The sequence below is a fragment of the Clostridium lamae genome (genome assembly GCF_033043255.1).
GTDB classification, from domain to species: Bacteria; Bacillota; Clostridia; order Clostridiales; family Clostridiaceae; genus Clostridium; species Clostridium lamae.
In genome coordinates, this window is record NZ_JASCQJ010000036.1 from 14,912 (window position 1) to 37,982 (window position 23,071).

General features: G+C 28.8%; 22 protein-coding genes. 14 read left to right on the plus strand and 8 right to left on the minus strand.

The window, feature by feature from the left end:
• The first annotated feature begins 179 nt into the window (after positions 1-179).
• From QK892_RS14355 to QK892_RS14375, 5 genes are all read left to right on the plus strand, one after another.
• Positions 180-1,163, plus strand: a complete 984-nt coding sequence (locus tag QK892_RS14355; RefSeq protein ID WP_317274234.1) for a DUF4097 family beta strand repeat-containing protein — start codon at positions 180-182, stop codon at positions 1,161-1,163.
• Positions 1,164-1,441: 278 nt separating this feature from the next.
• Positions 1,442-2,005 (plus strand): dihydrofolate reductase family protein, encoded by a 564-nt coding sequence (locus QK892_RS14360; RefSeq protein ID WP_317274235.1) that lies wholly within the window; start codon positions 1,442-1,444, stop codon positions 2,003-2,005.
• A 102-nt stretch (positions 2,006-2,107) separates the two neighbouring features.
• The gene (locus QK892_RS14365; protein WP_317274236.1) at positions 2,108-2,632 is read left to right on the plus strand and encodes a hypothetical protein; all 525 of its coding nucleotides are present in this window, start codon (positions 2,108-2,110) and stop codon (positions 2,630-2,632) included.
• 237 nt (positions 2,633-2,869) lie between these two features.
• Positions 2,870-3,397: a flavodoxin domain-containing protein gene (locus tag QK892_RS14370; protein ID WP_317274237.1), complete on the plus strand. Its 528-nt coding sequence runs from the start codon at positions 2,870-2,872 to the stop codon at positions 3,395-3,397.
• A 19-nt stretch (positions 3,398-3,416) separates the two neighbouring features.
• Positions 3,417-3,935: a GNAT family N-acetyltransferase gene (locus QK892_RS14375; RefSeq protein ID WP_317274238.1), complete on the plus strand. Its 519-nt coding sequence runs from the start codon at positions 3,417-3,419 to the stop codon at positions 3,933-3,935.
• 44 nt (positions 3,936-3,979) lie between these two features.
• Here the strand turns inward: QK892_RS14375 and QK892_RS14380 are convergent, their stop codons facing one another.
• From QK892_RS14380 to QK892_RS14390, 3 genes are read right to left on the minus strand one after another with little or no spacing between them, the layout of a single operon-like run.
• Complete coding sequence (locus QK892_RS14380) at positions 3,980-4,654, minus strand: PIG-L deacetylase family protein (RefSeq protein WP_317274239.1); 675 nt, start codon at positions 4,652-4,654, stop codon at positions 3,980-3,982.
• Between the two features lie 39 nt (positions 4,655-4,693).
• Positions 4,694-5,635 carry a GNAT family N-acetyltransferase gene (locus tag QK892_RS14385; protein ID WP_317274240.1) on the minus strand — a complete coding sequence of 314 codons (942 nt, stop codon included), beginning with the start codon at positions 5,633-5,635 and terminating at the stop codon, positions 4,694-4,696.
• Positions 5,622-6,902, minus strand: coding sequence for a PTS sugar transporter subunit IIC (locus tag QK892_RS14390; protein WP_317274241.1), 1,281 nt, complete (start codon positions 6,900-6,902; stop codon positions 5,622-5,624). The genes QK892_RS14385 and QK892_RS14390 overlap by 14 nt, the downstream gene beginning before the upstream one ends.
• Before the next feature lie 235 nt (positions 6,903-7,137).
• Here QK892_RS14390 and QK892_RS14395 point away from each other — a divergent pair, with 235 nt between their 5' ends.
• Complete coding sequence (locus tag QK892_RS14395; RefSeq protein ID WP_317274242.1) at positions 7,138-7,899, plus strand: MurR/RpiR family transcriptional regulator; 762 nt, start codon at positions 7,138-7,140, stop codon at positions 7,897-7,899.
• A 102-nt stretch (positions 7,900-8,001) separates the two neighbouring features.
• A complete protein-coding gene (locus QK892_RS14400) occupies positions 8,002-8,976 on the plus strand; it encodes a DNA/RNA non-specific endonuclease (protein ID WP_317274243.1) in 975 nt (324 codons plus the stop codon).
• Between the two features lie 875 nt (positions 8,977-9,851).
• Here the strand turns inward: QK892_RS14400 and QK892_RS14405 are convergent.
• Positions 9,852-10,343 carry a hypothetical protein gene (locus tag QK892_RS14405; protein ID WP_317274244.1) on the minus strand — a complete coding sequence of 164 codons (492 nt, stop codon included), beginning with the start codon at positions 10,341-10,343 and terminating at the stop codon, positions 9,852-9,854.
• 210 nt (positions 10,344-10,553) lie between these two features.
• Between QK892_RS14405 and nifS the strand changes: the two genes are divergently transcribed.
• The 3 genes from nifS to QK892_RS14420 all read left to right on the plus strand — a co-directional run bounded on the left by nifS (position 10,554) and on the right by QK892_RS14420 (position 13,296).
• On the plus strand, positions 10,554-11,699 hold the full coding sequence (nifS, locus tag QK892_RS14410; protein WP_317274245.1) for a cysteine desulfurase NifS: 1,146 nt from the start codon (positions 10,554-10,556) through the stop codon (positions 11,697-11,699).
• An 86-nt stretch (positions 11,700-11,785) separates the two neighbouring features.
• Positions 11,786-12,160, plus strand: a complete 375-nt coding sequence (locus tag QK892_RS14415) for a VOC family protein (protein ID WP_317274246.1) — start codon at positions 11,786-11,788, stop codon at positions 12,158-12,160.
• Between the two features lie 68 nt (positions 12,161-12,228).
• Positions 12,229-13,296 (plus strand): XdhC/CoxI family protein, encoded by a 1,068-nt coding sequence (locus tag QK892_RS14420; RefSeq protein ID WP_317274247.1) that lies wholly within the window; start codon positions 12,229-12,231, stop codon positions 13,294-13,296.
• Between the two features lie 55 nt (positions 13,297-13,351).
• Here the strand turns inward: QK892_RS14420 and QK892_RS14425 are convergent, their stop codons facing one another.
• Complete coding sequence (locus QK892_RS14425) at positions 13,352-14,914, minus strand: helix-turn-helix domain-containing protein (protein ID WP_317274248.1); 1,563 nt, start codon at positions 14,912-14,914, stop codon at positions 13,352-13,354.
• Between the two features lie 248 nt (positions 14,915-15,162).
• Between QK892_RS14425 and QK892_RS14430 the strand changes: the two genes are divergently transcribed.
• The 4 genes from QK892_RS14430 (at position 15,163) to nagA (ending at position 20,236) form a co-directional block, all read left to right on the plus strand.
• Complete coding sequence (locus QK892_RS14430; RefSeq protein WP_317274249.1) at positions 15,163-16,746, plus strand: PTS transporter subunit EIIC; 1,584 nt, start codon at positions 15,163-15,165, stop codon at positions 16,744-16,746.
• Positions 16,747-16,765: 19 nt separating this feature from the next.
• Positions 16,766-18,127 carry a class-II fumarase/aspartase family protein gene (locus QK892_RS14435; RefSeq protein ID WP_317274250.1) on the plus strand — a complete coding sequence of 454 codons (1,362 nt, stop codon included), beginning with the start codon at positions 16,766-16,768 and terminating at the stop codon, positions 18,125-18,127.
• A gap of 104 nt (positions 18,128-18,231) precedes the next feature.
• Positions 18,232-18,993 carry an HAD-IIB family hydrolase gene (locus tag QK892_RS14440; RefSeq protein ID WP_317274251.1) on the plus strand — a complete coding sequence of 254 codons (762 nt, stop codon included), beginning with the start codon at positions 18,232-18,234 and terminating at the stop codon, positions 18,991-18,993.
• Positions 18,994-19,003: 10 nt separating this feature from the next.
• The gene (gene nagA, locus QK892_RS14445) at positions 19,004-20,236 is read left to right on the plus strand and encodes an N-acetylglucosamine-6-phosphate deacetylase (RefSeq protein WP_317274252.1); all 1,233 of its coding nucleotides are present in this window, start codon (positions 19,004-19,006) and stop codon (positions 20,234-20,236) included.
• 294 nt (positions 20,237-20,530) lie between these two features.
• Here the strand turns inward: nagA and QK892_RS14450 are convergent, their stop codons facing one another.
• The 3 genes from QK892_RS14450 to QK892_RS14460 form a co-directional block, all read right to left on the minus strand.
• Positions 20,531-20,677 carry a hypothetical protein gene (locus QK892_RS14450; RefSeq protein ID WP_317274253.1) on the minus strand — a complete coding sequence of 49 codons (147 nt, stop codon included), beginning with the start codon at positions 20,675-20,677 and terminating at the stop codon, positions 20,531-20,533.
• Between the two features lie 706 nt (positions 20,678-21,383).
• The gene (locus QK892_RS14455; protein WP_317274254.1) at positions 21,384-22,190 is read right to left on the minus strand and encodes a hypothetical protein; all 807 of its coding nucleotides are present in this window, start codon (positions 22,188-22,190) and stop codon (positions 21,384-21,386) included.
• A 171-nt stretch (positions 22,191-22,361) separates the two neighbouring features.
• Positions 22,362-22,859 carry a hypothetical protein gene (locus QK892_RS14460; protein ID WP_317274255.1) on the minus strand — a complete coding sequence of 166 codons (498 nt, stop codon included), beginning with the start codon at positions 22,857-22,859 and terminating at the stop codon, positions 22,362-22,364.
• Positions 22,860-23,071: the final 212 nt, after the last annotated feature.

Sequence of the window (23,071 nt, forward strand, 5' to 3'; positions counted from 1 at the left end):
AAGCAATAATTATAATATATAATCTAAATACATATATTATAATGAAACTTTTTAAAGTATGGCTTTATATAATTGATAAAACCATATTTTTTTATTTTTATGAAAGAGTAAGAAAAAGTTATTTAAATTATAAATAATCTTTGGATTAATTCTAGATACATTAGAAAGGAAAATGTTTAATGAACAAGTCAAAGAGAGTGGGTATTATCGTAACTATAGCCTTCATTGCTATCGTATTGATTGTTGCTTTTACAAATAAGAATACTATAGATAACTATGAAATTAATGAGTCTTTTGAGAAAATAGACATCAGAAATTCTGAATATGATGTTAGTTTTGTCCTTGTTCCTGATGGAGAAGGTAAGGTAGTAATTAAGGGAAGTAATAAAATTAATCATACTGTTAATGTAAAAAATGATACACTTACAATAATACAAAATGATAGACTAAGTTGGTATAAACATATTAGAATTGGCTGGAGAGATACTATGTCAATTACAGTTTATTTGCCAGAAAGTGAATATATGTCTATTAACTTAAAAACGGCAAGTGGTGATATTGAAATTCCAGATAATTTTAGTTTTAGAAAAGCAGAATTGTTAAGCACTAGTGGGGATATATCCTTTATGAGTAATACAAGTGAATTATTATCTGTTAATAGTACCAGTGGAGATATTAACCTAAAAAATTCAGAGGATGGTTCTATAATGGCAGAAAGTACTAGTGGAGAAATTACAGTGGCAGATATGTCCACTTCTGAGATGAATATAAAGACTACCAGCGGAGATATTAACATAAAAAATTCAGAGCGAGGTTCTATAATGGCAGAAAGTACTAGTGGAGATATCATAGTATCAGATACGTCTCCTTATGAGCTTTATTTAAAAACTACTAGCGGAGACATTGAAACAAATTTTGTTAAGGTCAATGATATAGCAGTACTTGAATCAAATAGTGGTGATATAGAAATTGATAAATCTGATGCAACTTCATTCAATGTTAAAACAAAGAGTGGTGATGTAAAGGGAAGAATTTTATCTTCTAAGAAGTTTATTACTGAGACCAACAGTGGTAAAGTAAAAATCCCAGATTCAGATCCAAGTGCAGGTATCTGTGATATCACAACAAGTAGTGGCAGTATAGAAATAGAAATTATACCATAAAATTAATAAAGGCAAGGTGGAGTTTTAGATTTACCTCGCCTTTGTTTTTTAGTAATTATTTTGCATATGCTAAAATTTATAAATATTGATTAAAATTTGGGAAAGATATATATTTATTAAAATATGCTAGAGAATAGGTATAATTTAGAAAATATTTGATAAAATAAAAATGATAATGTATAATATAAATAAACATATTATACTAAAATTTTCCGGAAATATGGCTTTATTGTATCTAATAATAGAGTCATATTTTTTTAGTTGAAGGAGGAGAAGTTATGTCAAATAATAATGAAGAGAGAAAAATAATTCTTGACTTAGCAGTTACACTAGATGGTTTTATTGAAGGGAAAAATGCAGAGACTGACTGGTGTATCATGGACCCAGATATGAACTTTAATGACTTTCTAAATCAAATAGATACTATTTTATATGGTAGAAAAAGTTATGATATGTGGGGAGAATATACTCCAAAGGCTGAAGATTCTGATGCAGAAAAAGAAATGTGGGAATTAGTTAATAGTAAAGAGAAATATGTCTTTTCTAGAACACAAAGACCTGCTGATAGTAAAGCAATATATATAAATGAAAATATTCTTGAAGAAGTAAATAAATTAAAGAAAAGACCAGGAAAAGATATATGGCTATATGGTGGATCTAGTCTTATTACTACATTTATAAGTTTAGGTCTTGTTGATGAGTTTAGATTGTCTGTCCATCCTATAGTTTTAGGAGAGGGAAAGCCATTATTTATGGATATAAAAGAGAGACTGAATTTAAAATTAGTTAGTACAAGAACATTTTCTTCTGGTGTTGTGCAACTAATTTATCATAGAGGTTAATATGATATAAAAGAGCAGTATGAAATATTTATGCAGAAGCCTATAGGGTTTATAGTCTTTCGTATTGTTATAGTACAATTATATTAGATTGGAGAAAAGTAGATGAAGTTTAAAAAATATATTGTTGGAATATTATGTGTGTTTTTTCTGGTATTTATGATACTAATAGGTCGAGGAAATATAGGAGTGTCAAAAAATAATATAGAAAAGGATGCTCGAAAAGCACATAGGATTCCAGAAAAATGGATTACAGCAAATGATGTTAATAACAATTTGGGAGTTTTACTTTTCTATTCAGAAGACTTAAGCAAGTTTACTTTCTCCATATATCAAAACAAACAAGGTTTATCATTTGGATATACTTTTCGTTCTGGTGGAGCTTTGCCAGAAATTTCTGATGAGATTCTAAAGGTTACTAGTAATGGTCATGGAGAGATATTTTTATCTTTGAACAAGATGGGTGTATCAAGGATAGAAATATATGATGGGGAGCATACAAAAGAAATATTAATTGAAGACAATAAACCTTTTACAGTGATAATACCAGAAAATAGTGGTGAAATTAAGTTTTATAATATTGATGGACATTCATTACCTGAGAATATTGTTAAAGAGCGACCATTATAATTGTGTTAGAAGTAATTTAATATAATAAGAAATGTATTAAAGAGCAATTTAAAAGGAATATCAGATTTTGATGTTCCTTTTAGTTTCAAACCCATAACATTATAACAAATAAAAGATTTTATGGAATATAATTGAAAATGGTGTTAATATATTATTAATAGATTGGGGAGAAACTGAAATTATACATATTTCTAAAAATTAATAATAGATATATAGAAATTTAATGGGGGGTCTATAGTGGGGGAAATAATAATATATGGAAGTAACTACGGGACAACACAGCGTTATGCTGAAGAATTATCAAAAAGAACTGGGATAAGGGCAATTTCCTATGAGGGGGCAAGCGATATCGCTACATTTGAAACCATAATTTATTTAGGGGGATTATATGCAGGTGGGGTAAAAGGATTAAAGGATACCATTAAATTGATACCTAAAAGTAATCAATCTAAAATTATTATTATCACAGTTGGATTGGCAGATACTACTGATGAAAAAAATACTGAACATATAAAAAGTTCTATAAAAGCCCAAATTCCTATAGAGATTTATGATAAGGCTAAGATATTCCATCTACGTGGTGGAATTGATTATGGAAAGCTAAATTTTAAGCATAAATTAATGATGAGGCTTCTATATAACAAAACAAAAAAAATACCACAAGAAAAGCAAACAGCAGAAGTAAAGGCAATGATTGAAACATTTAATAAAAAAGTAGATTTCGTTGATTTTAATAAATTAAATCCAATAATGGATGCAATCTAAACAGAGGAGGCAAGATAAAATGGAGTTTTTCATAAGACCAGTAGATATTGGAGATGGTAAAGGAATAAATGCACTTAGGCGTATGCCTGGAGTGTTTGAAAATATACTTGGTATTCCTTCAGAAAGGGTAAAACGAAATGAAGATTTCGTTGTGAATATGGATGCTAACCAACACCAATTTGTAGCTGTAACAAAAAATGCAGATGGTGAAGAGGAGATTATTGGATGTGCGGGTTTAAGTATTAATGCAAATCATCGTTTAAGGCATAGTGGTAGCATAGGAATCATGATTCATAAGGATTATCAAAATATGAAGGTTGGTACTGCTTTAATGAAAACTCTACTTGATGTTGCCGATAATTGGCTTATGCTTATTCGTGTTGAATTAACAGTTTTTGAAGATAATAAAAAAGCTATTCATCTTTATGAAAAGCTTGGTTTTGAAAAAGAAGGTCTTAAGCGTTTTGCGGCTATTAGAAATGGAAAATACGAAAATGAATATTTAATGTCAAGGATTAACCCTTCATATATTAAATAATTCTACATTTTTAATTAAGGAGCTGCCTAGGCAGCTCCTTGTATTTATAGTTTTTCAATTAATGAAGCATACATATAAGCTTTAGTAAAGCTTCTGCTTCCACATTCCATACTTCTTACTTTTCCCATCGTACTATAATACTCATAATATGGAACAGTATTGATTTTTCCATTGAATATCTCATACTTTCTTAATGCGTTAAACCAAGTTTCCACTTCATCTTCACTTAACTCATAATATGCTTGAGGGATAAATCCAACTAAATCTTCGCAATTTTCACCATAAAGAAGTTTAATATTCATCCCATTTGCTCGACATAGTTTTATAGCTTCTGTAACTGTGTAGTGAGTGTAATAATGTCTTGGGTGCATAGTTCCACTATGATGTGTTAAAACTAAATCTACTTTTTCTTTAGTGAAGTAGTCAGCTAAGATTTTAGCAAATTCTGCTTCTGTTGGAAGGGCTTTTGATGAATATCCTAAAGGTACACATTCAGCATTCATAGCATTTGCTACATTTATATTTTGATTAATTAAATCTTTAATATATGCATCATTTTCTTCTTTAGTAGCATTTGGATCTTCAAGCCTTCCCTGAGTAACATGCATAAAGGTGCATTTAGCTCCTAATTTGGAATATTTTATTATTAATGGTCCACCTATTAACTCTGCATCTAATGGATGAGCCCCTACACTTACAACTCTCTTTATATTGTCCATAATATCCTCCGAATCTTTCAATTTATATTAATATAGAAACTAAATAAGTTTTTTACTATATAAGTAGTAGCTTCTATAGATTTCAACTCCATGTCTTTGATAAAATCTCATTCCTGCTCCATGAGTCCATAAGAAGTATAGATAGTAGAGTTTATTTTTCTTCATATCATCCATCATTAAGTTAAATAAAACTCCGCCAATACCAGTGCTTCTTAAGTCTTCTCTAACACCAAATGGACCAAATCTACAATCATTGCCATCCATTTTTCTCATACAAAATCCAACTACATTATCATAATTATCTAGAGCAAGCCATATAAGCTTTTCAGCCTCATAATTTTGCATAGCCATTAATGCATTTCTCTTCCAGCCACCACCAAAGTTCTTCCCAAGGAAGTCCAAAAGGTCTAATGAATATTTATAGTCAAATTTTTTGAATATATATCCACTTTGCTCTAACTTGGCCTTTTTCTCAATTATTTTATCTGGAATTTTATAGTCCCATAAACTTCTTTGCATACTTACTGCTTCACCAGTATTTTTGTAATTTAGTTTTTCAAAAAAGCCTATAGCCTCTTGATAGCTATCAACATCTATTCCAGGGAAGAAATAATTTGGGCTGTATGAAGCAAGTATTATATTTTTAGTTCCTTTTGATAATAATTTTTGTTCTATTTGCGCTACTAATTGCTTACCTATATTATTTTGTCTGTGATTTTCTTTTACAAAAATTATATTTATCCAAGCTTTTTCTGGTTCAAGCCCTCTATCTAAATAGGGGACTTGTCTCTTAGTAGCTAATATAAATCCTAGAACTTCTTCATCTTCTACGGCTATTAATGCAAGCTCGGTATTAAAATTATCATCAAATAATACTTGTTTTCTAAATTCCTCTATTGAAATAATATCTTTTATAAGACATTCATTCCAAAGGTTAACTACTTTCTCTTCATATTTTTGTGAGTAATTAATGATTTTCATATACTTCCTCTATCCCTTCAATTTCCTTTTTCATTTCTTGTCTTTCTAAAGTTTTAAAGAATGGATAAAAAATTAATCCAAGTATAAAATAGTTTGCAATACTAAAGAATAGTGCAAAAATACTACCTCCAGTACCTAAGTATGCTCCAATAGGTGCTGGAACTGTCCATGTAACTTGAGTAATAATTGGTGGTATCATTGGAATTATTGCAGTAAATATATATGTCCATATCCATAAGAAGGAGAATCCAAATACCCATGGTATAAATAGTATAGGATTTAAAACTAGTGGTAATCCAAACATTACTGGCTCTGCAATATTAAATATTGATGCAGGTAATGATAATTTTCCAAGTGTACTATATCTTTTTACCTTTGATCTAGCAGCTAAAAATGCAATTGGCAATACTGAAATACGGATAAAGTAACCACACCATTCTGTAGTAAATAAGTTTGGTATTACTTCTGCACCAGCTTTATATGCTTCCATATTTTCAGTTATCATGGTTGTCCAAATTGGGGCCATAACACTTCCAACTACGTTAGATCCATGAATTCCAGTAAACCATAACACTCTATCTAAGAAGAATGATAAAAATTGTGGTAGAGGGGTTTTACCTGCAGATACAAGAGGTGCAAAAACTTTATTCGTTATAGTAGGTATATCTAAACTTAGTACATGTGATATAAACCATGAGATTAGCAATACTACCATAGATGGTATTAATGCTGTGAATGCATCTAAAACCATAGGGGGTACGCCTTCAGGAAGCTTTATAGTAAAGTTTTTATTTATTAAGAATCTATAAATTTCTACTGCGATTATTGATATGAATAATGAAGAAAACATGCCTGAACTTCCAAAGTTAGCAGCTTCTATTACTAGCTTTCCATCTTCAGTACTAAACATAGGAAAGAACATCAAAAAGCTTAAGAATCCAATTAAAGCTGTCATTATTGGTTTTATTTTAGAACCACGATTCTTATAATATTCACCTAAGAAATATCCAGTTACAATTGATATACATACTGATAGAAGGCCTAAAGTAGAATTAACTCCAGCCCAAAGCTTTCCAGCAAATGGGGCAACTATTTCACTCCAACCAGGAATAGGCAAGGCAGCTACTAAAATCAATAATGAACTAAAAATAAGAATTGGCATTGTAGTCATAAATGTTTTTTGTATTACTTGTAAGTATCTCATTTCGGATATTTTGATTAAAGGAGGTGCGAGACGCTCCTCAATAAAGTTTGTGATTTTTTCCATAATCCTTTCTCCTTTTTAATAATACTAAGAAAAACATTGATTTAATTAATATAATAATAATTTTGATATTAGATATATAATTTCCTGAAGCCTCCTAGAAAATATTTACAATTTTATAATAGCATGGATTTAAATTAAAATAAATACTTTTTCTCACTAATTTTGAGAAATTTCCCAAATGTAAAAAGTATGATATAATATTTAGTAATATATGGTTATAAGGAGAGAAAAAATTATGAATCCAATGGATGTAATTTTGTTACATGAAAATGAGTTTACACAGTCAGAAATTAAAATAAAAGAATTGATTTTTGGTAATCCTGATATAATTGCTTGCTTTCCATTAGTTACAGCAGCGTATAAGATGGGTGTTTCAAAATCAGCTTTATTAAGATTTTGTAAGAAGTGTGGATATGAGGGGTTTTCAGAGTTTAAGTATGAATTATCAAGGTATATACACTCTGGAAATATTGAAAAGAATACAGATGATTCTTCAAAGGAAATCATTAAATTATTTATTGAAAAACTAGCAATAATTAATGAAAGTAATTTGGATAATAATATTGAAGCATTAGCAAATGAAATACTAAATGCAAATAAGATAAAAATATACGGATTACATGAAACAGGATTAGCAGCAAAACACCTTCAGTATAGATTGACAACTATAGGTATAGATTCAGAGAGCGTAACAGATAACAGCTTAATAGCAGAGAAGGCTTTATTCTCTACCAAAAAAGATTTAAATATTTATTTTTCATTATCTTCCTTAACTACGATTATTAATGAATCTATAGAAAACTCTTTAAAGAATAATTGTAAAATTGCATTGATAACTCAAAATAGTAAATCTAGGTTTTCAAAGTTACTATCTAATATAATAGTTTTACCATCATTTTCATTAACTAAAGATAGCTTTTTCATTGATAGCCAAGCGTTAAATTTTGTGTTTATAGAATTATTAATCAACAAATTGTCTAAAGTTTTAAATAAATAATTATATGTATTAATATTCATTTCATAAAAAGTTCAAAAATTTAACTACTGAACCATGATAAAATAGTTGAGTGATTAAGTAGTTAGGGGGGACTTATGCGAAATGAAAAAATTTATATATTCAACTTTATTCGGAATTATGTTAGCTGCTTTAATGATTGGCTGTTCAAGTATGCCAATAGATGTAAATACAGGCAATCAACAAGAAGTAGTAATTGTAAATAAAGATAAAGAAAATGAGACAACAGTAGAGAGTTTAACTACAGAAGATACTGATGTTAAACAAGATTCAAATGGTGATAAATCTGAACAAATTTCAATTGATAGCACAGAAAATATATTTGAAGGATATAGATTAATTGAAGTTTATGGTGGAGATCTATCTGGATATAGGGAACCTAATGTTGTAGTTGATATAGGGTTTGGAGATAGAGAATATTATGCTTTTACGAATGAATATGGGCAATTAGTTAAAGTAATAGCAAAGGAAATAATCTTACAAGACGATTCAACAGAACCTGTTAATTCAGAGGGAAGATATTATCCAGATGAAGCGAAAGTTCCAGGAGTTGAAAGTTCGACGTTGGACGAGGGGCATATTATAGCAGATTCACTTGGTGGGGTTTCTAATGCGTATAATATAACTCCTCAGAATAGTACACTTAATAGACATGGGGACCAAGCCTATATGGAAAAGGCTATAAGAGATGCTGGGGGTTGCACAGATTTTGTTGCAATAATAACTTATCCAGATACAAATACACAAATACCAAGTCATTATAGCTATACATACACAATCAATGGTAATGTAATTAGAGATGAATTTGATAATGTGAATCCTGATGAATACAATGCAAATTTAGAAACAAACAATTCATCTAACAACTCAGGCTCTACTAGTAATCAAAGTAGTAATTCTACAGGCAGCACTAGTAACTCTGGAACAGTATATTGGACACCAAATGGGAAAAGCTATCACACTACAAAGGGTTGCTCAACTTTATCTAGAAGTAAAACTATTTTAGAAGGAACAATACAAGAGAGTGGAAAAACTGATCCATGCGATAGATGTCATTAATATATTTTAATTAGTCCTCAAGGGAGAAGTCCTTTGAGGATTTATTATATTAAATTAAATTAATATAACTCCAGGTGTAGTTCTCTATGTTTATTAGAATTTATGGAAATAACAAAGTTAGATACTTACATAAATTATCTGCTAATAAAACAATAATATAATTTGAACAGAAGTAAAAAATGTCGAAATAAAAGGAAATAAGTTGTCTAAAAATGATGAACGCTTTTTGTAGAAAAATAATATAAATATGATATAATTTTAGTATAACAAAAGTTGATTTTAGCGCTATATTAGACAATTCTGTAAAACAATTTTAATTTGCAATAAGGTGTATAAACATATTTTAATATTTTATTATGAAGAATATTAGATACATTAGAGGAAATTAAATTGTATAATTTATATATTAAGATATATAAATAAAAAAGGGGCATTATTATGGTATGTGTGCATTCCTCTTTGATTTGAAATATTGAAGATGCATCTCAATCAAGGGGAATGACAATAAAGATATTAAAGCAGGTAAAATAAGGGGATAAAAAAATTAATATATACACCACATTACCTAAATGGGGGGTAATATAGGGTGTTGATATGTGAAGTAAGGGAAAAAGTAAAAGAAGCAAGTCTTTTAACTAAGGAACAAGGGTTAGATATTGAAATTTATTATGGTCAACAAGTTGATTTATGGGGAAATTAAAAAATAGCATGTATTAAAACATTTATTGTTTTAATACATGCTATTTTATTCTATTCAATTACATCATATTTTCCATAAAAGAATACGATTCTAGTGAGGCTTGGAGCTCATTATGGACAGCAACTTAGGTTAGAAAATTTAATAGGCAATGGTCAAAATTCCATCGCCTATTGTATTAACACAGTACAATAATTTCAATAGGTGTAGTTTGAGCTGGGATACTTCTCGTAGTTGCTCCATAAATAACAAGAAGGTTGTGATTAGCTGGGTTTTGAGAAAATAGCTGCCCATTTCTAATAACCATTAGTGTAGAAGGTGATATATTGAGTTTAAGCTGATTATCACTACTAATAAACTGAGAATTGAAATAGCTTACCTTGATATTAGGAAATGATCTGGTTTTGTGCATGACAAGAGCTCTGTATTGTGGAGGGTATATTAGTATAACAGGAGCATTACCATCATAATAGCCTGTTACCATATCACCTGGAAGAAGTATTTCATTATTCAAAATATAGGTATCGGGAGACACAACAAAATTAGTTGTATTACCATTATCATCCTGAATGGATATTTGCTTATAGCAGCCTAAGGTTTCCTTTGATTCATTGATCCAAATATCATCTATAGCGGTTATAGTACCGGTAATTGATAAGAAGTTAATCATTATACCTCCTAGGAATATCATCTATTAAATATAATTTATTCTTAATGGTTACAAGGTGTGTTTAATTAATTATCATATATTCAGTATCTTGATAATGTGGTTTCTTAAATATGGTAGGTGGTAGTTGTCAATAATAGTTCATATTAAATAAAAAATATGCTAAAATGTGCATATAAAGAAAATAAATATAAATAAAATAGGGGTGAGTTTTTGGAAGGAAATATTTGTGAAGATAAGGTGATATATCTAGATCATGCAGCAACAACAGCAATTGATGATGAAGTTCTTAAAGAAATGCTTCCTTATCTAACTAATCAGTATGGTAATCCATCTTCGATTTATAGTCTGGGAAGAAAAAGTAAGAGAGCTATAGAAAAGGCAAGGGATCAGGTAGCCACTGCTATAAATGCTAAGAAGAATGAAATATATTTTACAAGTGGAGGAACAGAAGCTGATAACTGGGCAATTAAAGGTATTGCTGAATATTATAAAAATAAGGGCAAGCATATAATAACTTCTTCTATAGAACATCATGCAATAATAAATAGTTGTAAACGATTAGAAAAGGAAGGTTTTGAAATAAGCTATTTGCCTGTTGATAAAGATGGCAAAATATCAATTGAAGATTTAAATAAAGCTATAAGAAAAGATACGATTTTAATAAGTATTATGATGGCAAATAATGAAATAGGAACTATTCAGCCTATAGAGGAAATAGGGAAGATAGCTAGAGAAAAGGGAATAATATTTCATACAGACGCTGTACAAGCTATTGGTTCAATACCTATAGATGTTGAGAAGTTAAATGTTGATTTATTATCGATGTCATCACATAAATTTTATGGTCCCAAAGGCGTAGGTGCTTTGTACATCAAAGAAGGGATAGGAATAAAATCACTTCTAGATGGTGGAGAACAAGAAAAAGGTAAGAGAGGAAGTACAGAAAATCTTGCTTCTATTGTTGGAATGGGAAAGGCTAGTGAAATAGCAAATAATAATTTAAATGAATATCAAGAACACATAAGAACTTTAAGAGATAAAGCCATTAAGGAAATTCTAAATAGTTTTCCAGATACAAAGTTAAATGGACATTCTACTGATAGATTGCCTGGAAATGCAAATATCGTATTTAAGGGAAGAGAAGCACAATCAATGATAGTAAAGTTAGATAAAATGGGATTTGCAGTTTCAAGTGGTTCAGCCTGTGCAGTAGGTCTGCCAAAGCCTTCATATGTATTGAAAGCAATAGGACTATCCCATGAAGAGGCACAATGTTCACTTAGATTTACCTTTGGTAAAGAGAACACTATAAAAGATGTAGAAGGATTAGTAGAAGCATTAAAGAAGATTATATAAAAATATATAGTAATGAATAATTGTATTATTGAGTTAGTTGTTTATTAAAACTACTGGATAAATGAGAATTTATGGAGGCGATAAATATGAAACTGTGGGCATCACATTGTGTTTTCCCCACACCTGATATATGTAGAACTGCAACTTATTATGAAACGCTGTTGGGGTTTCGGAGAGTTGACTATTTAGATGCAAATGAGAAACATATATGTTTGTATAGGGATGGTGTTGAATTTATATTGACACAGTCAAATGGGCAAAAAGTCATTCCAAACCGAAAGTTATATGGATACGGTGGAGACGCTTATGTGATTGTTAAAGACCAGCAAGCCCTTCAGGATGAGTATGAGAAAAGGGGTGTCAAAATAGTTCAACGACTTCATAAGACAGATTATCATAATAAAGAGTTTGTAATTGAAGATATTGATGGAAGATGGATATATTTTGGAATAAAGGAATAAGATAAAGTCCATTTTCCATTATACATTTAGTAAGCTAGGTAGTAGCTTACTATTAAGGGGGTATTGGGATGAGAAACATTTATGGAGAACTTATAGATAAATTAGAAGAGAATCATAGTATGGTAATGGTAACTAAGCTTTCATCTAAAAATGAGAAGAGAATAGATAAAATATTAATAGATTTAAATAGAGATAGTTTATTAGGCATTGATGATGAAATGAAAAATGCAATAGATGTAGCAATAGATAAAAAGATTCCTAAAAGTTTTATTAATAACCAAGAGGAATTTTTAATAGAGCCTTTTTTCCCGGAAGCGAGGTTAATTATATTTGGAGGAGGAAATATTTCAGAACATCTTGCTGATTTAGGAGCCAAAATTGGATTTAAAGTAACTGTTGTTGATGATAGATTATCTTATGCCAATAAAGAAAGATTTCCATTAGCAACAGAGGTAATTTGTGAGAGCTTTGAAAATGTCTTTGAACAAATAAGAGTAAATAAAAATGACTATGTAGCAATTGTTACAAGAGGTCATAAATATGACAAAGAATGTCTTAGGGCAGTTTTGAATATAAAACCAGAATATCTAGGAATGATTGGCTCAAAGAGAAGGGTTAAAGGGATTAAAGATCAATTTATAGAAGATGGATATAGTGAGGAACTGGTTAATAAAATTTGTTCTCCTATAGGATTTAATATTGGAGGGATTACTCCATTAGAAATAGCAATATCTATTATTTCTCAAATGATTGCACAAAAAAGGCTAGGAACATCTAATATGATAGAATGTGCAAATTCCAAAAAAAGAACTAATTATTCAGATATGGATATCGATGTTTTAGAAAATCTTGCAAAAGAGGAAGAAGAAAGGAAAGCTCTTGTTACAATTACATCTACTAAGGGGTCTACGCCAAGGGGCGCAGGAGCTAAGATGATAGTATGGGAAGATGGTAGAATTCTTGGAAGTATAGGTGGGGGGTGTAGCGAGGGAGAAGTAATTCTTGCTGCAAGAGATTTAATAGCAGATGGACAAGAGGGAAGTATTATAAAAATGGAAGTTGATATGACAGGAGATGTAGCAGAAGATGAAGGGATGGTCTGTGGCGGAATAATGAGTGTATTGATAGAAATATAAAACTATGCCCCAGGGGAAATTCCCCAGGGGAATTTCCCCTGGGGCATAGCTTTTTTTACAGAAAGTAATCATTATAGTTTTCCCTTATATACTCTATAATTTCTTCATTAGTTGTAGCTTTCAAATTACTAATTTCATTTATAAAATCATCTATTAATATCCTTTTCTTTGATGGTTTAAAGCCGAGACTATTTAACATTTTAATATCTTCATCAGTTAAGAAGAAGTTTACTTTTACTGCATTATCAAATTCTTCTTTTATCACTGAGAGCATTCTATTTGAAAATAGTATTATGAAGTCATATTCAATAGTTCTAATTTTATCTATATCATCAAGAGTAAATACTCCAACTAGTTTGACATCATAATAGGCTTTTATTAATTCCTCAAAGAACTGAACTCTTTCATATACAATGTTAGTTACTAGTATAATTTTTAAGCTTTTTCTTTTAACGGAATCAGTTATATTTAGCCACTTCTTAATTATTAGTGATAATGTTGAAACTTGAATATTATTAAGTTCAATATTGTATTCATCTCTAAAAATAATTTGATTCTTTGAAGTTATATTATGAATTTTATTTAGTACTATTTCAACGTTATTTACTAGTTTATCATCAAAGTAAACATCTAAATAATGTGAGCAAATTTGCTTGTACATAAAATAATATACTTCTTTTACGAGTTCATCTTTCTTTATAATACTTCCATTAATATCTGATAGTAAATTATCTACGAATACATTAGATAGCTTTAATAACTTTTCATCAAAGGGGAAGGGCTGTGAAGGATTAGTATCTAAAATAGCAACTATATTACTAAATCCTTGATTTTCTATAGCATTATCAAAGATTATGTGATTAGTGACGTTTATTGGAATTTTAGTAGTAGAATCTAGAGGATGATTATTTTCTTGACGGAATATTGCAACAGATAGATAGAGGATTAAGAATTTTCGTGATAAGTAAGATATGTTTACATTAATGCTATTTATAAAGTATAATAGTTTTTCGTTTATCACATCATTATAAGGAGATATCTTTTCAATAAATAAGGTATAAGCATAGTTCTCAAATGGATTATTGGCTTTTCTTCTTTCAAGATTGTTATAAATATTAACATCCATTATATGTTGTAATTTTTTTATAACAAGTAATCTAAACCTTTTTTCATCCCCCTCAATTCTAATTCCTTTTTTCTTTAAGACAATTAGCTTTAAATTATTTTCATATAATAGCTTCTTTAAGAGTCTAGTGTCATTTTTCTTAGTAGTAATGGATAATCCTAGATTTTCATAAAGGGAGGTTAAGTTTACACAGTCATTAAGTAGGGAAGAAATTAATATAATATTTATTCTTTCATCAGCAGTTGAAGAGTAGTCGCTTATAGATAGGGACTGAATAAATTTAGTATATTCAGTATAGTTTAATGTCGTAGTTAGCATACCGTTTTCTATTAAGATTATTTCTTTATTCTTAGAATATAAATTAATTGTTTCTATTTCACGTCTAATAGTAGATTCATTTCGATTAAAATGTATTGAAGCATTTGTAACACTAACTTTTTTCTTATCTAATATGTACTTGATTAATTTAAGTGTTGACTTATTAATACTCATATACACACCTCAAATCTTTATTATATAAATTATAAATTTAAGGGGAATTTATTGCAAGAATATTTATCACAATTTTATCCTTTAATAACCAATAAATAAAATTTATAATTTAGTTAAGATGTAATTGATTACATTATGTTATAACACCTAAAAAATTTTCATATAAAAGAAAAAGGATATTGTGCACAAAATTCCTTGAAGTAATTATTTAAACTTTTTAAAAAAATTTTTTATAGGGGGAATAGAATATGAAGAAAAAGGACAAGTTTTGGCAATCCATACAAACCTTTGGAAGGAGCCTTTTATTACCTGTTGCACTTATGGCCCCAATTGGAATGGTAATGGGAATTTGTAATGCATTTACACAAAGCTATATGATAGAGCAGTTCCCGTGGCTTTCTAATACTGTATTACAAACTATTCTAACTAGCTTAAAAAGTATAACTAGTGTTGTATTCAATAATATTCCTTTATTATTTGCTATGGGGGTAGCCTATGGATTAAGTAAAAAGGAAAAAGGTATATCTGTTTTTTCTTCTGTAGTAGCTTATTTAACATTAAATGTAGTTATGAATGTTTATTTAACAGTTACAGGCACTTTAGCTCCTTCAGAAACTATGACTCAATTAGGACAAGGAATGGTTTTAGGAGTTCAAACATTAAAGATTGAGGCTTTAGGTGGAATTATCGCTGGTATTGTAGCAGCAAAATGTACTGATAGATTTTATAAATTGGAATTACCACTTGCCTTTGCATTCTTTAGTGGAAAGAAGTCAGTTCCTATAATTAGCTTTGCATTAATGATTCCAATAGGATTAATTTTACCTTTCTTCTGGGGAATAATTACTGAGATTCTTATTAGTGGATCTGTAATTCTTATGAATAAGTATGTAGGACCTGGAATTTATATGACCCTTAATAGATTATTAATTCCTTTCGGATTACACCATGTTTTATCTTCTATAGTAAGATTTACAGAAGCTGGTGGAGTTTATATGATAGAAGGTAAGCAATATGTTGGAGTATTAAATGCTATGAATGAAATACTATTTAACTTAGGACCAACACATCCATCTTGGAATGAACATATGTCTACATTATCTAGTTATATAGCACCTGCTCAAATGTTGACTACTTTATTTAGAATACCAGCTGTTGGGCTTGCTATGTATAAGACTGCTTTTGCAAAGAACAAGCAAATTGCAAAAGGTGTTATTATTACAGTTTGTTTAACTGCTTTCCTGGGAAATATTACAGAACCTCTAGAATTCACCTTGCTTTTAGTTAGTCCATTGCTATTTGTTGTATATTCAGTACTTGCGGGTATAACTACTATTCCATTAGGCTTCTTAGGAGTAAAGATGGGATATATAAGAGGTACTATATTTGACTTTGGAATATTTGGTTTACTTTATGAAAATACTAATTGGATTAATTTAGTTATACTAGGAATAATTAATTTTGTAATCTTCTATTATGCTTTCATATTTATGATTAAGAAGTTTAATTTAGCAACTCCTGGTAGAGAAGATTTTGATTTAGATGAAGGAGCAAGTCTTTTATTAAAAGAAAAGAGATATAAAGAAATTTCTGAGATTGTTATAGATGGTTTAGGTGGAGCAATCAATATTTTATCTGTAGAAAACTGTGTAAGCCGTTTGCGTGTAGATGTTGATAAACCTGAATTAATTAATAAAGATAGAATAAGAGAAAGTGGATGCTTAGGAATATTCTCACCATCAGAAAAGCATATACATGTAGTTTTTGGACCTCATGTAGAAGCTGTGAAAAATGCTGTAGATGATACATTGAGACAATTGATAGAAAAATAGAAGAGAGTTGAGGTAGAGCATGAGCGCATTATATGATTCTAAAAGCAAATCTATTGATGATAGAGGGGTAAAAGAACTTTTAACTGAAAGAAATAAAATTAGTACTTGGTTAATGCTTGAAAAGGAACTTGCTTTAAGTCAAGGAGAGCTAGGTCTTATACCAAGGGAAGCAGCAGAAAACATCGCATTAAATTGTAATATTGAAAAAATAGATTTAGAAGAGGTTTATAAAATAAAAGAAAAAATAGGACATGGATTTATGCCTTTACTTAAGGTTTTAGTTAAGAACTGTGATGAAATAGGTGGAAAGTATGTTCATTATGGATGTACTACTCAAAATATACAACAAACAGGGCAACTTTATATAGTAAAGGAAGTAACTAAAATTTTTAAATCTTTTTTATCAGATATATTAAGGAATTTATCTAATATAGCTTTAGAAAATAAGGATACTGTAATGCCTGGAAGAACTCATGGAAGGCATGCAACTCCAATAACTTATGGATATAAGGTATCAGTATGGATTAGTGAGCTTATCAATAATATTGAAAGATTAGAAGAAAGTGAAAAGAGAATATATCAAGTTATGATGGGTGGAGCTGTTGGCTGTTATAGTGCAGTTGGTGATATAGGTCCAAAGGTTCAAGAACTCGTAGCTAAGAGAATTGGTATGAATTATATGAGAGTTCCAAGTAGGAATATTTGTACCCATAAGCTTGAGTATATTATGAATATGCAGTTAATTTGTAATGTTCTTCATAAGATGGCAGAGGAAATTTATTATACAGGAATTGAAGAAATTGGAGAAGTTTATGAAGCCTTTAAGGCTGGAACTGTTGGAAGTAGTACTATGCCACATAAGATTAATCCTAAAAATGCAAAGGGGATAATAGCAAATAGTCAAAAGCTTTATTCTTTAGCTCAAGTTGGTTTAACTTCTAGTGCAAGAATGTTTGAAGGAGATAGTAGTCAATATATGCTATTTGATTCTATTTTAGATGAGACTATGGAATTAGTTCTTGAAGTATTAATGAGGGCAGAGGAATTAACTAGAGGATTAGTAGTTAAGAAAGAAAGATTATATAAAAATGCAACTTTAAACGCTGGTTTAGATAATGCAGAGTATATAATGATGAAAATGGCTGAAAAAATAGGACGAGATGCTGGTCATGAGTTAATGTATGAATGTTCTATGGAAACTGAGATTAATGGAAAGACCTTCTTTGATGTTCTTTGTGAAAATGAGAATGTTAAAAAAATCTTCAATAAAGAAGAGATAAAGGAACTAATAGATCCAAGAAATTATGTTGGTATAGGAAGTAAATTAGCAGTGGAGATGGCAGAGCTAGCTCTTAAGAAGGCTGATGAAATGCTGAAATAAAATTGTGGTGTGGTAAGACTATTTATGTAGATAGTTTTACTACACCTTTAATAATAATTTTAAAGGAGAGAGAAGTTAAGTAAGTTTAATTTCTTAATTTAGATATGAAGTTATTTGTAACAGATTTTGATAGAACCTTATTTATAGATAGAAAAATATCAGTAGAAGATATAGAAAGCATTAAGACTTGGCAAAATCAAGGGAATCTTTTTGCTATAGCTACTGGAAGAGATATTAATTCTATCAAAGAATTACTTAATAATTATGATTTTATACCTGATTATTTTATATGCAATAATGGTGCAGCTATTTATGATAAGGATATAAATAATATCTTATCCGAATTTATAGATAAGGAGATTATTCTTAAGGTTATAGAGTATCTTCTTGATAACTATGAAGGTGGAGTTAGTTTATCTGGAGTTAATAGTAAGATTACTGTTATGCCGAGGAAGGGTGTAAGTTGTGAGAAAGATTTTATAAAGGTAATAGATTATAGTGATTTAAATGAAGTAGGTGAAGTTTATCAAATTCATAAAAGGTTCCAAGATGAAATAGGAACAAAAGCCTTAGAAGAGGATTTAAATACTAAGTTTAAAAATCACATAATTTCTTATGCCAATAGCCATAATGTAGATATCGTGGCAAAGGGTGTGAATAAATCTAAGGCAATAAAGTATTTGGAAGATAATTTAATTAATTTATATAAAATAACTACTATGGGCGATTCATATAATGATATGAAAATGATATTAGATTATGATGGGTTTATTATTTCTAGTGCAAAAGAGAGTTTAAAGATGAAGGTTAGAAATATATGCTCAAGTGTTAGTGAATGTTTAAGTATTATTTCTAATATTGATTAGGAGGGATTATATGATAATTTATTCTAAAAATATATATTTAGAAAATAAGAAGATATGTGGGTTTATAAGAATTGAGAATGAAAAAATAACAGATATAGTAGAAATGGAAGAAGAGATTAATAAAGATTTAAAGGATTATATATTAAGTGACTTAAAATGGGATAATGATAGTGAAATATTAGATTATAGAGATTTAACTATAATTCCAGGTTTTATAGATAATCATATTCATGGATGGGGGACAGGCTCCTTTTGGTTTGAAAAAACTAAGAAATCTATAATAGAAATGCAAAAAAATCTACCAAAGGAAGGGGTTACTTCATTCCTTGCAACTACTGGAGCAGATACTATTGAAGAAATATTGACTCAAATAGATGAGGCAAATGAAATATACGAATCAAAGCAAGTTGGAGCAGATATGATAGGGGTGCACTTAGAAGGACCTTTCATAAGCAAGCAATATAAGGGAATGCAAAAAGAAGAAAATTGCATATTACCTAATCTAGAATATATGAAGGAATTTTATAATAGACAAAAATCTAAGGACTTAATTAAATTAATGACTATGGCTCCAGAATTAGATGGAGCTAAAGAAGTAGCTGAATTCTGTAAGGATAAAGGAATACAGATTTCCATTGGTCATTCTGGATCAACCTTTGATAAGATAAAAGAAATGAAGGATTATGGTTTTGGAGGTTTTACTCATACCTTTAGTGGAATGCGAGGCATGCATCATAGAGAGCTTGGAGTAGTAGGAGCAGCACTATATTTTGATGATATGTATTGTGAATTTGCAAAGCAAACAGGACTTACAGTAAAACATGAAGCCTTTGATATAGCCCTTAGAATAAAGACTAGCGATAAGATTATTTTATCAACAGATTGCTGTGGACTTGCTATGACAGATAAGCCTTGGCATCACTATGTAAGAAAGATAACACTTATACCACAGGAAAATGGAGTAATGATAAAGCATGATGATGGAAGGGTAGAAGTAATAGATAATAGTAAATATGAAAATGTAAAAGACTTAGAAATGAGTTTTATAGATTCAGTAAAGAATGTTATAAAACATTCTAAGGTAGATATCTTCGATATAATGAAGATGGCAAGTATAAATCCAGCTAAGTATGTTAATGTATATGATAAAAAGGGAAGTATAGCTGTAAATAAGGATGCCGACCTTTTAGTTATTGATGAGGAATTTAATTTAATTGAAACTATAGTTAGAGGTAGTATATAATAAGATATATGCTTAATTAATATTGAGCATGTCCAGCTATGAATAAAAGAGATAAGATGGAAGCTTCAAATATTTGAAATGGAATTATAAAATGTATCCTGTATAGTAGACATAAAAAATGTGTACTATATAGGATATATTTTTATTGCACGATCTGTTTTAAACTAATGTTTATATTGGACGATAAAAAAATGAACAATTAATTGTCCATTTTTAATTCGCGATAGTTTAAAATCATTCATAATTGATTTTTAACTAAGAACAAAATTAACTTTACATATGAGTAGTATACTCTTAGGTATAATCTTCTACTTTGTGCCACTCATTTTTGAATTTAAAATATAACTCGCCATCTCTTTCTTCTGTTGGACAAGTATATGTTCCCCATCCAGTACTGATTTGAACCCAATTCAAAATATTATTAATACCTAACACCGTCATTTTATTACCTCCAAATTCTAATTTATTTATGTTGTATTGAACATATTTTTGCTTCTCATTATAATACTGTTGTGAATTGATTATAATGCTAACTCTAATATCTTACTTTTAAAGTTTTAGGCTGAATTTTTATTAACTAATTCCTAATAGTTTAGAATTAAGTACTTTTTCTAGATTTTCAACTTAAAAATACTGCATATTCTTTCTGAATAATAATTTAATTTATTTTTTTATATTTGTGCCACCTGTGAGGTAAAACATGAAACAAAGATAAAACTGGAACTAAAATAAAAATAAGCAATATTAGACCTAATATATAATTGATAAAATCAATGTAATCAAATACAGTAAGTGCTATAAAAATAACTAATCCATAATATATTCCCCTATATAAATTTGGTTCAGGTCTATAAACAGAGTTACATTGTTGACATTTCAAATATCCTTTCAAATTTAAAATACTTTTTAACCTATCCTGAAACGTGAAGCTATGATTGCATTCAATACAATTTTTTATAATAATCATCTCCTTAAATTACTATTGTGAAATATTATTTAGTTCTAAAAATATTAAAATTAAGTACTTTTTCTGAATTTAGCACTAAAAAATATTATATTTTCTCTTTGGAATAATACGGTACTTTTAATGATTAATATTAATTTTTTTATTAACTTTTATATTGTTCTCTATCCTTTATAATTTAGATTAAAATAGAGGATCATAAACTAGGTTATAATAACAATTATTATTTTCTATTCTAATTACCTCATATTTATTATCATCAATTTTATTTAGAAATACAGTGTCTGAGTCATATTCTCCTGAATAAATATTTTTAATATAGTCATTTAACTTATCATAATCTAACACCTGATCTTCAAGTATTAGATTTCTAAATTCATTTAATTTAGAATCTTTAAAGTCAAACTTGTCATTTACATTTTGAATTGAAGCTTTATATTTTACATCACTATAAGTTTTACCAAATATTACAAAGTTATTATCTATATCGCCAGAAGCCTCAGTAGTATTTATACTTAAATCAATATTTAAATTTTCTTCATCAGTAAAATACTGAATTGTCTCTGCCCCTAAAGTTGCTAAATTATTTAGTAATATATAATGTTCATCATTAGGAAAATCTTTAAGACTAGCAATTCTATCGCTAATAGGTTGTATATATTTTATTTCTAATGAATTGTTTCTACAAAACTCTTTTACTATACCTATAGCTCGTATATACTCTTCTGAAATATCTTTATTTCTAACTTCTAGATTTGGTGTATTCTTATTGCTTTTAATAGTAGAAACTTCTTTTTTATTACTTACTATATTTCTTAAATTGATATTTGAATCTTTATTATTTCTATCATTTAAATCACTATTTACTTCGGAATCAATTTGGGTATTAATATTTTCAATTTCCTTCTTAACTTTTAAATTTTTATTTATTGTACATCCTGTTAATATTAAAGTAAGTGCTAATATTAAAATAATTTTATTTTTTTTCACTTTATTTCCCCTTTTTTCAATATATCATTTAATCCTTAATTTAATACTGTTATGAATTGATTATAATGCTCACTCTAATATATAACTATTAAAGTTTTAGGCTGAATTTTTATTAACTAATTCCTAATATTTTAAGATTACTCATTAACACATTATTGTTGATAATTAGCTTTATACATCTTCTTTAATTCTATTTTGTATAATTTCTTCAAGTTGGTCTATAAGATCGTTATGATTATTATTCATTTTCTCAATTACTTTCTGAGGAAAAAGCTTTTTTAAACTTTCACCATATTCCTCCCCATCTTTGGGAGACTTATGATTTTCAATTTCTATTTCGCCATCTTTGGATTCGATGTATAGAACTATAGGTGTTGATACTCCATTTGTTACCGCTTTTCCTTGACCTAAATACTCATATTTTAGCATCCATACATATATTTTATTATCGTCTGTTCCAAAAATTTCAAATGCACTGTACATTTCGCCCTCTTGATTAGGTGCACTAATATCATTTGTTTTTGAATCCAGGTACTCCTGAATTATTTTTTCATCTGGTTGTGTAATTTCTAAAGTATTTGAAGCATCTTTGGGTGTTGAGCTGCATCCTCCTAAGATAAACAGAATTAATAACTGTAATACAAAAGCAAAAAATCTTTTTTTCATCATTTACCCCTCCAAAAAAACTTAATTATTTTATCTATACTATAGTTCATCATAAAATACTATTACTCACTTCCTATAAATTAATTAATTTATAGTAGTTCAAAATTTTGCATAAAAATACTACATATTTTTTTGAATAATATGGTATTTGTTTAATATAGTTTAGAATTATTTTAAATTTTTATGTTCTAATTTACTTAAAATTATATCTACTT